The organism is Longimicrobium sp. (assembly GCF_036388275.1).
GTDB lineage: Bacteria > Gemmatimonadota > Gemmatimonadetes > Longimicrobiales > Longimicrobiaceae > Longimicrobium.
In genome coordinates, this window is record NZ_DASVSF010000051.1 from 1 (window position 1) to 12,510 (window position 12,510).

A 12,510-nucleotide genomic window follows, 5' to 3' on the forward strand; every position below is an offset into this window, starting at 1 on the left:
GTACGAGTCGGCGGGGTACGGCGTTTCCGTGCGGTTCCACTCCTCCACCACCAGGCGGCGCTCCTCGTCCGACACCAGCGTCAGCCGGTCCACCGGCCGGGTCTCGTCCGCCGCCATCCCCGCGAGCATCCGGCGCAGGTATCCCGCGTAGCGCTCCACCGTCTCGCGGTCGAACAGCGCCGTCGCGAACACCACCTGGCCCGCGACCCCGCCGTTCTCCTCCCCGAGTTCGAGCGACAGGTCGAGCCCACCCGTCGAGCACCGCTCCGAAGCAGCCACCGCACCGGGCTCCAGGCCGGGCAGCTCCGGGTCGCTCGCGGGTGCGTCCCGCCACACGAACGCCGCACGGAAAAGCGGCGTGGCGGAAGCGGCGCCGTCCGGCTGCACGAGCTCCACCACCCGCTGAAAGGCAAGGTCCTGGTTCCGCAACGCACCCCGCACCCGCGCCTCCACCCGGCCCAGCAGCTCCGCGGCCGTGGGCGAGCCCGACAGGTCCACCCGCACCGGCAGCGCATTCCCGGAGCACCCGATCACCAGGTCCGTCTGCCCCGAGAGCCGGCCCAGCACCGCGGCCCACCCCGCCAGCAGGACCGTGGAGATGTGCGAGCTGTGACGCATTCCGAGCGCTTCCAGGGCCGCAGCCAGCTCCTCGTCCAGTTCCAGCCGGACGATGGCCCCGGTGGGGTCCGGCTGCGCGGGGCGCGGGCGGTCCGCAGTCAGTTCCAGCGGCTCCGGGGCGTCAGCCAGCGTCTCCTGCCAGTACTCTGCCTGCTCCCGCAGCAGCTCGTCGCCGATCGCCGGCAGTTCCGCCCGGACCGCGCTCGCCGTCACCGCCGGTGATGTGGAGGAGGCCCGACCAGGAAGCACGTGCATAGACTGTATTCCTCTAGAAAAATCTCGCCTGAGACGTGAAGCTGGCGGGCCATCCGCCCCCGCAGGGTCCCTCGACGCGCCACCTCGCGTGACGACCCCCGACCCTCGCTTACCGGCCCTGCCGGAAACACAGACAGGCTCCCACGGTACCGCCTCGATCACCGAGGCGGGGGAGGCAGTCCGAGAACCTCTGGCGGCACAGCCGTTGGTCGGGAGGACGAGAACTACGCGATGTTCCAAAAACGTGGGGAAAAGAACGATAACCCGGGCGCGCCCGTGCCGTCAACCGTTCCCGTCAGGTTTAGCGGCAATCATCAAGCTCTTTTCTGACGTTTCTGTCGGAAAGGAGCGTGCGGGGAAATCGATCGATCGACGTGGGATCGAGGAACTGAAATCTCTACTTTTGACATAGAGATGCGCACCGGATGAGACAGCATGATGTGGAGGGGCATGCGCCGGTGAGGGATCGTCGTTGGCGACGCTCCACACGCGCGCTCGGGTGGCTCGCCCGTTACCGCTCGACGGGGCATGCCGGTGGGCGTACGCGTCCAGCGAGGACACATAATCCTCATGTGAAGCCCGGCCGGTGTCGATGGCGACGCCCCCGCCAACCTCACCCGTGCGCCGGCGGGGCGGATCCATGCCCCGGCGCGCCCTCAGAGCGACGCCAGTTCCAGGCGCGGGGGGGGAGCGCCCATCACCTGGGCGTAGTCGCGGCGGCCCCAGCGGAAGTACGACCACGGCTCGTCGCCGTCGTGGGGGCGGTCCCACTCCACCGGCCCGGCGGGGGGCGCGTCCAGCCGCAGCCCCTTCTCCTGCAGCCAGGCATCGTCGTAGACCGTGTCCTGGTAGCGGTAGCCCTCGTCCGGAAGGATCACGGCCGTGAGCGCGTCGGGGTTGTTCCGGGCGTACCAGTCGGCCACCAGGAACGCCGCGCCGCTGGTGGGGCCCATGAACACCGCGTGCTCCGCGTGCAGCCGGCGGGTGGCTTGGTAGGCCTCGGCGGCGCCCACCCAGTGCACCAGGTCCACCGCCGCGTGGTCCACGTTGGCGGGCACCAGGCTGTTCCCCAGCCCCTTCAACGTGCGCCGGCCCTCGGACAGGCCAAAGATGACGCTGTGGTGGGTGTCCACCGCCACCACGTTCAGTTCGGGGGAAAGGAGGCGGAGGAACGACGCGGTGCCACAGAGCGAGCCGCCGGAGCCCACCGGACCCACCAGGCAGTCCACCGTGCCGGCCGCGTGGGCGAGCTGCTCGGCGCAGGGAGCGAAGCTGGCCGGGTTCTGGGGGTTGGTGTACTGGCGGGGGCAGAACGCGTCCGGGTTCTCCGCCAGGATCCGTTCCAGGAGCTCGAGCCGGGCGATCTGAAAGGCCCCGGACGGGCCCGGGTCGCGCACGATGTGGACGGTGGCCCCCAGGTCCTCCAGCCGGCGCCGCAGCGGCGGCTCAATGGAGGGGTCGCTCACCAGCTGCACCGGGTGCCCGTGCAGCCGGGCCACCATGGCCAGCGACAGCCCGAACGTCCCCGAGCTGGTCTCGGCGATCAACGCGCCCGGCCGCAGCTTGCCCTCTTCGCGCGCCCTGCTGACGATGAAGCGTGCGGGGAGCAGCTTCGACAGCGTGAACACGAGCCCCACCAGGTTCGGACGCAGCCACACCAGCCGGGGAAGCACCAGCGCGTCCACCACGTTGGCGTTGATCACGGGACCGCTCACGATCTCTCCTTCGTCATCGGGAAAATGGCCGGGGCTCGTTCGCCGGCGGTGGTGTGGAGGATGTCCGGCCAGCAAGCACGTCCACAGCCTGCTTTCCCACGAAAAAACTCGCCCGAGACAACAACCGTGGGGTCCCCTGTGCCCGGCGGGACCCCGGGTCCTTGCCGGTTCACATCCCCTTCCGGCGTGAACCGTACGCGCCAGGGGGCGAACGTTGGGCGCGCCCGGGCGCGAAACGTTCGACGAGACGGGAAAACGTTGTTTGTCGGTCTGGAAAAAATATTATTCCCCGCCTCAAAACGCAACCCGATTGCACAAAAACGCCCTTTTCCACCGATGGCCCAAAAGGGCGTCGCCGGAGACGTCCCGGCGCCGGATCGTCGCCTTCGGAACGACAGCGGCGGGCGCTGGCCGCCTCGTGCATTTCCGCCGCTCGTCTCACGCGAAGAGGCACGGAGAGACTCACTCTCCGTGCCTCTCCGTCCTTGTGAGGCGCACCTTCACGCCAAACGGCTCGCGGACCCCTGGCGTGCGGCGCTCAGGGCGCCGCGGCCCGAAGGGCACGGCCCAGGCGGGCGATGCCTTCCTCGATCGCTTCCGGCGTGCTGTGGGAGAAGTTGAGGCGCATGCAGTTGCTGGCGGTGCGGCTGCCGTCGGCGGCAAAGGCGTGGCCGGGGACGAAGACCACGCCCTCCTGCTCGATGGCCACCCGCAGCACCTCGCCCGCGTCGGTCCCCTCCGGCAGCTCCACCCAGATGAACACGCCCGCGGCGGGCTTCCGCCAGCGGGTGCCGGCGGGAAAGTGCTGGGTCAGCGCGGCCAGCATGGTGTCGCGGCGCAGGCGGTACTCGCGCCGCAGCATGGCCAGGTGCGCGGGGAGGTGGCCGCCGTCGAAGAAGCGCGCCGCCCCGCGCTGGGCCAGCGTGGCGGTGTTGATGTCGCTGGCCTCCTTGCCGATGGCCAGCAGCCGCACCAGCTCCTGCGGCACGATGATCCACCCCAGCCGCAGCGCGGGCGCCAGCACCTTGCTGAACGAGCCCACGTAGAACACCCACTCCCGCTCCAGCGCCCGCAGCGGATGGGCCGGCGGGCCGTCGTACGCAAGAAAGCCGTACGGGTCGTCCTCCACCACCGGCACCCCGTAGCGGCGCGCGATCTCCACCAGCCGCACGCGCTTTTCCGCCGACATGCTCACCGCCAGCGGGTTGTGCCCGTCGGGAACGGTGTAGATGAAGGCCGGGCGCGCGCCGCCCGCCAGCAGCGCCTCCACCGCGTCCACGTCCATCCCCGTGTCCAGGTCCGTGGGCACGGTGAGAATGCGCGGGGCGAACGGCTCCACCGCCTGCTGAAAGCCCGTGTAGCACAGGGTGTCGGTGATGATCTCGCCGCCCGGCTCCAGCAGCAGGCGCGCCAGCAGGCTGATCCCCTGCTGCGCGCCCGTGGTCAGGAACACCTGCTCCGGCGCGCACGCCACCCCGCGCTGCGCCATGAGCGCCGCCACGTGCGCCTGCAGCGGCGCGCTGGGCGGGGAGTACTGCAGCGCGCGCGGGTCCTCGGCCAGCACGGCCGCCGCGGCGCGGCCGTACTCCTCCGAGGGAAAGAACTCCGGCGCGGGAAGGCCCAGGGCAAAGGAGATGGTCCCCGGGCGCGTGCCCACCGACAGCATGGTCTGCAGCGCCGACGTTCCCGAGGCGCGGGCCCACCCCGCCAGCCGCAGGGCGGCGGGGGCAAGAGTGGTGTCGGCCATCAGATGTTGCCGCGCAGTTCCTGCTCGCGCTCCACCGCCTCGAACAGCGCCTTGATGTTCCCCGACCCGAAGCCCTTGGCGCCCTGCCGCTCGATGATCTCCAGGAACATGGTCGGGCGGGAGGTGACCGGCTCGCTGAAGATCTGCAGGAGCCGCCCGTCGTCGTCGGAGTCCACCAGGATCCCCAGCTCCTTCAGCGCCCCCATCACCGCCGGGGCCACCTCTCCCACCCGCGCCTCCAGCATGTCGTAGTAGCTGCCGGGAACGCGCAGAAAGTGCACGCCGTTGTCGCGGATGGCGCGCACCGTGGCCACCGCGTCGTCCGTCAGAAACGCAACGTGCTGCGCGCCCGCGCCGTGGTTGAAGTTCAGGTACTCCTGCACCTGCGACTTGCCGCCGTTCACCGCCGGCTCCTGGATGGGGAACTTGATCTTGCCCGACGCGTCCTCGACCACCTTGCTGTTCATTGCGCTGTTCTTGGTCCACACCATCTCGTGGTGCGACTGGTGGAACCCCAGCACGTCCTTGTAGAAGGCGATCCAGTTGTCCAGCCCGCCCTGCTCCATGCTCACGGCCACGTGGTCCACCTCCGTGAGCCCGGTGGAGACCGTGTGCGGCGCGTCGTGAATGGGCTCGAAGCCGGGAAGGAACTGCCCCGTGTAGTCCTGGCGCTCCACCAGCGAATGCACGCCCTCGCCGGGGCCGCCGATCGTGGCACGCACCACCCGTCCCTCGCTGCTCTGCAGCACCTGCGGCTCGGACACGGGCACCGCGCCCCGGGTGACGGCGGTGCGATACGCGCTCTCGACGTCCGCCACCCGGAACGCCACGTCCTTCACCCCGTCGCCGTGCACCGCGACGTGCTGGGTGATGGGCGAGTCGGGGTGCAGGCCGCTGGTGAGCACCAGGCGGATCTCGCCCTGCTCCACGACGATCGAGAGCCGGTCGCGCACGCCGGTTTCCAGCCCCGCTCGCGCCACGGGGCGGAACCCGAACATGGTGCGATAGAAGTGCGCCGCCTGGTAGGCGTTGCCCACGTACAGCTCCACGTGGTCGATGCCCTCCAGCTGCAGCGCACTCTGGTTGAGGACTTCCGGCTCGAGCGTTGCCATACCGACTCCGTTGGTAGGTAGATGTAGAGTGTGCGCCGCGAGGAGGCTCGCCTCCGCCGCGGCGCCGTCGCACGGCGGGTCCGGGTGAGTCCTCGCGGAAAACGTTTGCACGGACCGGCGTGCCGCGATTCCGGCGGAGGGATCGGCGCGCCGTGGCGATGGGAAATTGTCCTCACCTGATCCGCCAGAATCCGTGACATCCCTACTCTAACCCATTCGTTTCTCCCGTGTCAACCCGCCGCTTCCGGCGGCGGACCGCGGGCGAGCCGATCGCCCTGGAATTCCGCTGCCGCGGGCGCTTTCGAGCCCCGTGGGCCTGGCCGGCCGGAAGCGCCCGCGTCCCCGGCAGGAACGTGTCGGGACCGGCGTACGCGGCGATCCAGGCAGGGTCCAGGCTGCCGGCCCCGGCCGGAAAACATCCCCTTTGGGGACGCCGCGGAACCCGTGATCCTCGGTTCCGGCCGGTAAGCGGTTGACGAATGATCAACCCTCCTGTAACTCATTAGCTGTCCCGGAAAGCAATTCCACCTTGCTCCACCCCCTTTTCGCCGCTCCCGCGTCTCCGGCGGACGTGTGCGCGGGCCGATCCGCGCTCCGGCTCGCCAGGCGCTCCGGAGGGGCGGTGGGGACCGGAGAGAACGAGAGTGAACGTGACCGCAGTGCCGAAGATCCCGCCCGCGACGGCGGAGAAGACGTTCGAGCCCGCGCTGCTGCGCGAGTTCACCTGCCGCGTGCTGCAGACGTTCGGGGTGCCGGCAGAGGACGCGGAGCTGGCGGCGGGGGTGCTGAGCAGCGCGGACCTGCGCGGCATCGACACGCACGGGGTAGCCCGGCTGCCGCAGTACGTGGAGATGCTCGCGCAGGAGCGCATCAACCCACGCCCGCGCATCCGCACGGTGCGGGAAACGCCCGCCACGGCCACGGTGGACGGAGACAACGGGCTGGGGCTGGTGGTGGGCCCGCGCGCCAACGAGCTGGCGATGGAAAAGGCGGAGCGGGTGGGGACCGGCTGGGTGGCCGTGGGGAACAGCAATCACTTCGGGGCGGGCGACTACTACCCGCTGCAGGCGCTGCCTCGGGGCCTGATCGGCTGGGCGATGACCAACTCCCCGCCGCAGGTGGCGCCGCTGTGGGGCGCCGAAAAGATGCTGGGAACCAACCCCCTGGCCATCGCGTTCCCCGCGCTGGAAGAGCCGCCGGTGGTCATCGACCTCACCACCAGCGCATTCGCCTTCGGCAAGGTGGAGCACGCGGCGCGCCAGGGAACCTCCATCCCCGAAGGGTGCGCCATCGACCGCGACGGCCGGATGACCACCGATCCGCATGAAATGCTGAACGGAGGCGCGCTCCTTCCGCTGGGGTCCGACCGCGAGCGCGGCGCGCACAAGGGGTACTGCCTGGGGGCGATGGTGGACCTGCTCTGCGGACCCCTGGGAGGTGCCAGCTGGGGGCCCTTCGCGCCGCCCTTCCCCGCGCACCTGCCGCCGCCGCCACGGACCGTGGGCAAGGGGGTGGGGCACCTGTTCGGCGCGTTCCAGGTGGCCGCCTTCGCCGATCCGGAGGAGTTCGGACGCCAGGTGGACGACTGGATCCGCACGCTCCGGGCGACGCGGCCGGCGGAGGGCACCTCGGGCCCCATGATCCCCGGCGATCCCAGCCGCCGCACGGAACAGCTGCGGCGGCGCGAGGGGATCCCCCTCATTCCGGCGGTGGTGGAGGCGCTGGAGCGCGTCGCCCGGCAGACCGGCGTCCCCTTGGGCTGAGGGGCAGGCCGCACGAAGCCGCGGGCGACTCGCGCGCGCGAGGAAGCCCCGACGGGCCCCGGCGTGGATCTCACCGCAGGCCGCCCCCATCCAGCGCCGCGTCCATCCGGGGCGCCAGGGCTGCCGCGAACCGGGTGGACAGGTGGTCGGTGTCGCGAAAGCGGATCACTCCGTCCACGTACACGCGGCAGACGCGCGGGCCGCAGATGGCGGGGGTCATGTCGATGTAGGAAACACCCTGCAACCCGGCGATCGCTTCCCGCTCGGCCCGGGCCAGCCGATGGTCCACGGCACGCGCGGCGGGCACGTCGCACTGCTCCGGACGGTCCAGGTGCCGCGCGATGCAGTCGGGCACGTCGAAGCCGGGCAGCGGCGTGTCCTGCACCACCACCACCCGGGCGCCGGACGGCAGCACCTGCTCGACCGTATGCCGCAGCCCGGCCGCCCAGCGCCTTCGGCCGTCGCCGGTGCTGTCCGCGGCCAGGTAGCGGTCCCCGCCCACGTGGATGGTTCGGTCGCGGCTGCTGCTGAGAACCACCACGTGCGGCCGCTGGCTGGCGATCCAGCGCAGCGCGGCCGCGCGCCACGCGTCGCAGTCGCGGTTGCCGGAAAGCGGCGCCACCCGGAGCAGCACCGTTACCGACGGGGCCGTGCAGCCGCCCCGGGTCACCATCAGGAGCCGCCAGCCGCGCCGCTCCGCCACCGGTATGAAGGCGGGGAGCCAGTGGCCGACGTGCGAATCGCCGAACAGGACCAGGAGGGGACCGTCACCCGCGCCCGTTCCGCACTCCCTCGCCAGGACGGGAGCGTTCAGCACTTTGCACCCGAGCGCTTCCCGGTCCGGCTTTCGCCCCGCCTCGCGCACGGCCGCCATGCGGGGGGAGCGGTAGGCGCGTTCCGCCAGGGCGCCCGCGGCGCAGGCAGCACCGGAGAGGATCACCGTAAGCAGCGCCGCACCCACGATCGCCAGCCCCGGGCGGCGCTGGAACGCTCCGTGGTAGCGGACCGGGTTCTCGACCAGGGCGTAGGTGAGCGCCGCCGGGAGGAGCGCCGCCGCCGCGACCGCCAGACGCAGGCCCGCGGAGGCGGCCGGCACTTCCAGTTCCAGGAACACCAGCGCGGGCCAGTGCCACAGATACCATGAGTACGACAGGCGTCCGAGCAGCCGGAACGAGGGGCGTGCCAGCACCCGCGACACCCGGGGCGGCGATCCGGTGCCGCCCGCCAGGATGATCGCCACCGTAGCGAGCACGGGCAGAAGAGTGGCCGTCCCGGGGTGCGAGAGCGAGGTGCCGCCGGGATCCAGCAGCATCGCCCCGATCAGACCGGCGGCGCCCAGGCCGGCGACGACCTCCCACCTCCGCGCGCCGCGGCTCCGGCCGCCGACGGCCAGGGCACACAGCGCCCCGGCCCCGAACTCCCAGGCGCGCGTGGGAAGGAGGTAGAACGCCCATGCCGGCGCCTCGCGGGCCGCTGCCAAACACAGTCCGAAGGACACGATCGTGCCCGCGCCCACCACGACGGCGAAGCGGCGGCGAAGCCCCGCGGCCCCGCCCCGCATCACCAGGAAGAGCACCAGTGGCGCGAACAGCAGGTAGAACTGCTCTTCCACGCCCAGCGACCAGGTGTGCAGCAGCGGATCGCGCCCGCTCTCCGCGCCAAAGTACAGCCGGCTGCGCAGGGCGAAGAGGATGTTGGAGGCGTACAGCGAGGCCGCGACGGCGCTCTGGGCGTGCGGCATGCGCTCCGTGGGCGAAGCGAGCACAGCATCGACGGCCAGGACGGCCAGGATGAGCACGGCCGCCGCGGGAAGCAGCCGCCGCGCCCGCCGCGCCCAGAACGCGCGGAGAGAGATCGTCCCGGTCGCCGCCTCGCTGAGGAGGATGCCGGAGATCAGGAACCCGGAAAGGACGAAGAACACGTCGACGCCCAGGTAGCCCGCGGGCACGTTCGGCACGCCTGCATGGTACAGCACCACGGCCAGGATGGCGATGGCCCGCAGCCCCTCGATGTCTGGCCGGAACCGCCACTCGCCGCGCGAGTGATGCCCGCCGTTCGGAGCCGGCTCAGCCACGGGTGCGCCACGGGGCAACGGGATGCGTTCTTTCGGAGGTCACGAGCTGGGGGCGCGCACGGTTCGCGAGACGATCAAGGCGCCGGAACGAGGTGGACCTCGACGGTAGCCTGAGCCAGCGCAGGGGAGGCGATGAGGAGGAGCGCCCAAGGGAGCACTGCCGTAATACGACGCCTCAGGAAACATACCGGCGGAAGAGCAGGGCGGGAAGGTACTGTAACCGATGTCTACGGCTCACCCGTATGTCCAGGAATTGCAACACTGCCCATCGGCATTCATTCAGGGTGCGGGCATTTCAGCGAAGTACCTTGCCGCACGGAACAGGTACGGCGGCGGGAGGGGATCCCCGTCATCCGGCCGGTGGTGGAGGCGCTGGAGCGCGTCGCCCGGCAGACGGGCGTCCCCCTCGGCTGAGGGGCAGGTGCCAGGAAGCCGCGTGCGCACGGGCGGCGCGCGGTCGCGGCGGTCTACGCCGGGCGTAGGACGCTTCCTGGGAGATGTGTCGACTTTCCCGTTTCTTGATCCCACTCTCGACGGGACACCGAACGCTGCAACCGGCATGGCCGGGCGCAGCAACCCACGAAGCGCACAGGAGAACAGAAATGTAACCAGATGGCGTCAATGTATTCTGCGCCGCCGGTACGCTGATCCTGCACTCTGCTTTCCAGAGATGGGGGCATGCAACAGCTAGACCCCACCTTCAACGACGTAAATGTTGACTTGTGAAGTGGCGGAGAACATTATTGTCGACGCACCATTTTCTAGCGGGCCCATCTTTCATGAAAGGCAAGGGACGCATGTCGTACGACGCGGGAACGTCAGCCACTTTGACCGCCGAGGACGAGAGATACCTCGAAACCTGGAGGCAGGTCGGCCAACCGACGGAGCACCACAAGCGGCTGTCGGCCCTCGAGGGGGAGTGGGAGTTCGTGACGAGGTGGTACCGCGATGCCGGCGCCGAGCCGCGCGAGTCGCGGGGGACGACGACGGTCCGCTCGGTGTTCGGCGGCAGGTTCCTGGAAGAGCAGGCCCGGGGCACGCTCCTGGACCGCGAGGACTACGAGGGCCGCACCATCATCGGCTACGACTACCGCAGGAGGAAGTTCTTCACCGCCTACTACGACAACTTCCAGACGGCGCTCATCGTCTCCGAGGGCGACTGGCCGGAAGGCTCGCAGACGCTGAATCTGCGGAGCAGCCATCACGTCGACACGCTGACGGGCACGCATGACGGCGAAGGCGCCGACGTGACCATCCAGATCACCGGGCGCAATCGGCGCACCCTCCAGATCCTGGAGTGGACCCCGGACGGACACCAGCAGTACGTGGCCACCGAGATCGAGTACACCCGGGTCGGCGACGCCAGCTCGTAGCGAAACGCTTCCCCCTCCGGAGGTCCGACGCTGTCCGGACCTCCGGAGGGGGAGCCCAGGCGCTGAAGGCCTGCTCGAGAAGTACCAGACCGTCAATCCCCGCGCCGCCCGGCGGATCGTTCCCGACCGCCACGGCCGTCCCCACATCGAAAAACACCCCGGTGTCTCCGCGGTTCAGCCTTTCCCACGACGACGGCGTGATTCTCCCCGACGTGGCGCGCGGCGTCGGCGTCGAGGACGTGGCGAGCGATGCCCCGCTTCCCGGGGAGGCGGCATGAGGGCGGTGATGTTTCCGGGCCAGGGAGCTCAGTCCAGGGGGATGGGCGAGGCGCTCTTCCGCCGGTATCCGCGCCTGGCGCGCAGGGCCTCGGACATCGCCGGGTGGGACGTCGAGGAGTTGTGCGTCCACGATCCCCAGGACCGGCTGGCGCAGACGCAGTTCACGCAGCCGGCGATGTACGTCGTCAACGCGCTTACGTGGCTGGACCACCAGGACAGGGTGCCGGGCACGCCGGACTTCCTGCTCGGGCACAGCCTGGGCGAGTACAACGCGCTGCTGGCCGCCGGCGCGTTCGACTTCGAGACGGGGCTCAAGCTGGTCCTGAAGCGCGGCGAGCTGATGGGCGCGGCGGCGGGCGGCGGAATGCTGGCGCTGGTGAACGTCGACGCCGGGCGAATCGAGCGGCTGCTGCGCGACCGCGGGCTGGAGGCCGTCGACATCGCGAACCACAACAGCGACAACCAGTTTGTCGTATCCGGGACGGCGGCCGACATCGAGAGCGCCCGGGCAGCGTGCGCCGAGGAGGGGATCACGGCCCTGCCGCTGAAGGTGAGCGCGCCCTTCCACTCGCGCCACATGCGCCCCGCGCGGGACGAATTCGCGGCGTTCCTGGCCGGCTTCTCCTTCGCCCCGCTGCAGGTTCCCGTCATCGCCAACGCCACCGCGCGGCCGTACGAGGGCGCGCGCGTCGCCGAAACGCTGACGCGGCAGATCACGGGCGCGGTGCTGTGGCGCGACAGCGTGCAGCACCTGCTGGGGCTGGACCGCGAGATGGCGTTCGAGGAGATGGGGAGCTCCATCCTCACCAAGATGCGGGCGCGGTCTGCCCTCGCCGGGGACGCGGGCGGCGCGCGTTCGCCGGCGTCCGCGCCGCCCGGGCGCGAGCGCCGGAGCCAGGTGTTCTGCGTCTCGTACGCCGGCGGCGACGCGCGCGCGTATCACGGCTTGGCCGAACGCCTGGCGGGGGCTGAGGCCGTGCCGCTGGAGCGGCCCGGACGCGGAAGCCGCGCCTCCGAGCCGCTGCTCCACGACCCCGACGCCGTCATCGACGACCTGTTCGCCCAGATCGCGCCCCGGATCGACGGGCCATACGCGCTGTACGGCCACAGCCTGGGCGCGCGGCTGGCCTATCTCCTGGCCCGCCGCCTGTGCGAGCAGGGGCGGGCGCCGGCGCGCCTCTTCGTTTCCGGCGAAGGCTCGCCAGCCGCGCCTTCGCGCGAGGAGCAGACCTGGAGGCTGGCGTCGGACGCGTTCTGGCGCCGGCTGGGCGCCATGGGCGGCGTTCCCCCGGAGCTGCTTCAGCACGCCGACCTGATGGCGCACTACGAACCGATCCTCCGCGCCGACTTCGAGGTGCTGAGCGCGTGCGTCCACCCGGGCGGCCCGCAGCTGGACGTCCCCATTGCGGTGATGATCGGCCAGGACGAGGCGGTCTCGCTCGCGGACGCCCGGAAGTGGCAGAACGAGACCCTTCATCCGCTGACGGTGCGGAGCTTTCCCGGCGACCACTTCTTCATACGCCGGCACTGGAACGAGATCGCCCACCTCATCGAGACCGGGCTGAGGAATTGAG

At 70.7% G+C, this 12,510-nt stretch carries 8 protein-coding genes; 3 read left to right on the forward strand and 5 right to left on the reverse strand.

The window, feature by feature from the left end:
• From VF632_RS09625 to hppD, 4 genes are all read right to left on the reverse strand, one after another.
• Nucleotides 1-831: condensation domain-containing protein (locus tag VF632_RS09625; RefSeq protein WP_331022663.1), on the reverse strand; the 831-nt coding region annotated here is incomplete at its 3' end.
• 698 nt (nucleotides 832-1,529) lie between these two features.
• Nucleotides 1,530-2,588 carry a cysteine synthase family protein gene (locus VF632_RS09630; protein ID WP_331022664.1) on the reverse strand — a complete coding sequence of 353 codons (1,059 nt, stop codon included), beginning with the start codon at nucleotides 2,586-2,588 and terminating at the stop codon, nucleotides 1,530-1,532.
• A 538-nt stretch (nucleotides 2,589-3,126) separates the two neighbouring features.
• Nucleotides 3,127-4,335 carry a PLP-dependent aminotransferase family protein gene (locus tag VF632_RS09635; RefSeq protein WP_331022665.1) on the reverse strand — a complete coding sequence of 403 codons (1,209 nt, stop codon included), beginning with the start codon at nucleotides 4,333-4,335 and terminating at the stop codon, nucleotides 3,127-3,129.
• Nucleotides 4,335-5,447 (reverse strand): 4-hydroxyphenylpyruvate dioxygenase, encoded by a 1,113-nt coding sequence (gene hppD, locus VF632_RS09640; protein WP_331022666.1) that lies wholly within the window; start codon nucleotides 5,445-5,447, stop codon nucleotides 4,335-4,337. Before hppD ends, VF632_RS09635 begins: the two co-directional genes overlap by 1 nt.
• Before the next feature lie 644 nt (nucleotides 5,448-6,091).
• Between hppD and VF632_RS09645 the strand changes: the two genes are divergently transcribed.
• Nucleotides 6,092-7,210, forward strand: coding sequence for an Ldh family oxidoreductase (locus VF632_RS09645; protein ID WP_331022667.1), 1,119 nt, complete (start codon nucleotides 6,092-6,094; stop codon nucleotides 7,208-7,210).
• Between the two features lie 70 nt (nucleotides 7,211-7,280).
• Here VF632_RS09645 and VF632_RS09650 read toward each other — a convergent pair whose 3' ends face one another.
• Nucleotides 7,281-9,284, reverse strand: coding sequence for an acyltransferase family protein (locus tag VF632_RS09650; protein WP_331022668.1), 2,004 nt, complete (start codon nucleotides 9,282-9,284; stop codon nucleotides 7,281-7,283).
• A gap of 779 nt (nucleotides 9,285-10,063) precedes the next feature.
• Here VF632_RS09650 and VF632_RS09655 point away from each other — a divergent pair.
• A complete protein-coding gene (locus VF632_RS09655) occupies nucleotides 10,064-10,657 on the forward strand; it encodes a DUF1579 family protein (protein WP_331022669.1) in 594 nt (197 codons plus the stop codon).
• A gap of 274 nt (nucleotides 10,658-10,931) precedes the next feature.
• The gene (gene fabD / locus VF632_RS09660; protein WP_331022670.1) at nucleotides 10,932-12,509 is read left to right on the forward strand and encodes an ACP S-malonyltransferase; all 1,578 of its coding nucleotides are present in this window, start codon (nucleotides 10,932-10,934) and stop codon (nucleotides 12,507-12,509) included.
• Nucleotide 12,510 lies beyond the last annotated feature (1 nt).

What these genes read in the sequence shown, in the direction of transcription:
- hppD (WP_331022666.1), bottom strand. Translation starts at nt 5,447, where the DNA reads ATGGCAACGCTCGAGCCGGAAGTCCTCAACCAGAGTGCGCTGCAGCTG.
- VF632_RS09655 (WP_331022669.1), top strand. Translation starts at nt 10,064, where the DNA reads ATGAAAGGCAAGGGACGCATGTCGTACGACGCGGGAACGTCAGCCACT.
- fabD (WP_331022670.1), top strand. Translation starts at nt 10,932, where the DNA reads ATGAGGGCGGTGATGTTTCCGGGCCAGGGAGCTCAGTCCAGGGGGATG.
- VF632_RS09635 (WP_331022665.1), bottom strand. Translation starts at nt 4,335, where the DNA reads ATGGCCGACACCACTCTTGCCCCCGCCGCCCTGCGGCTGGCGGGGTGG.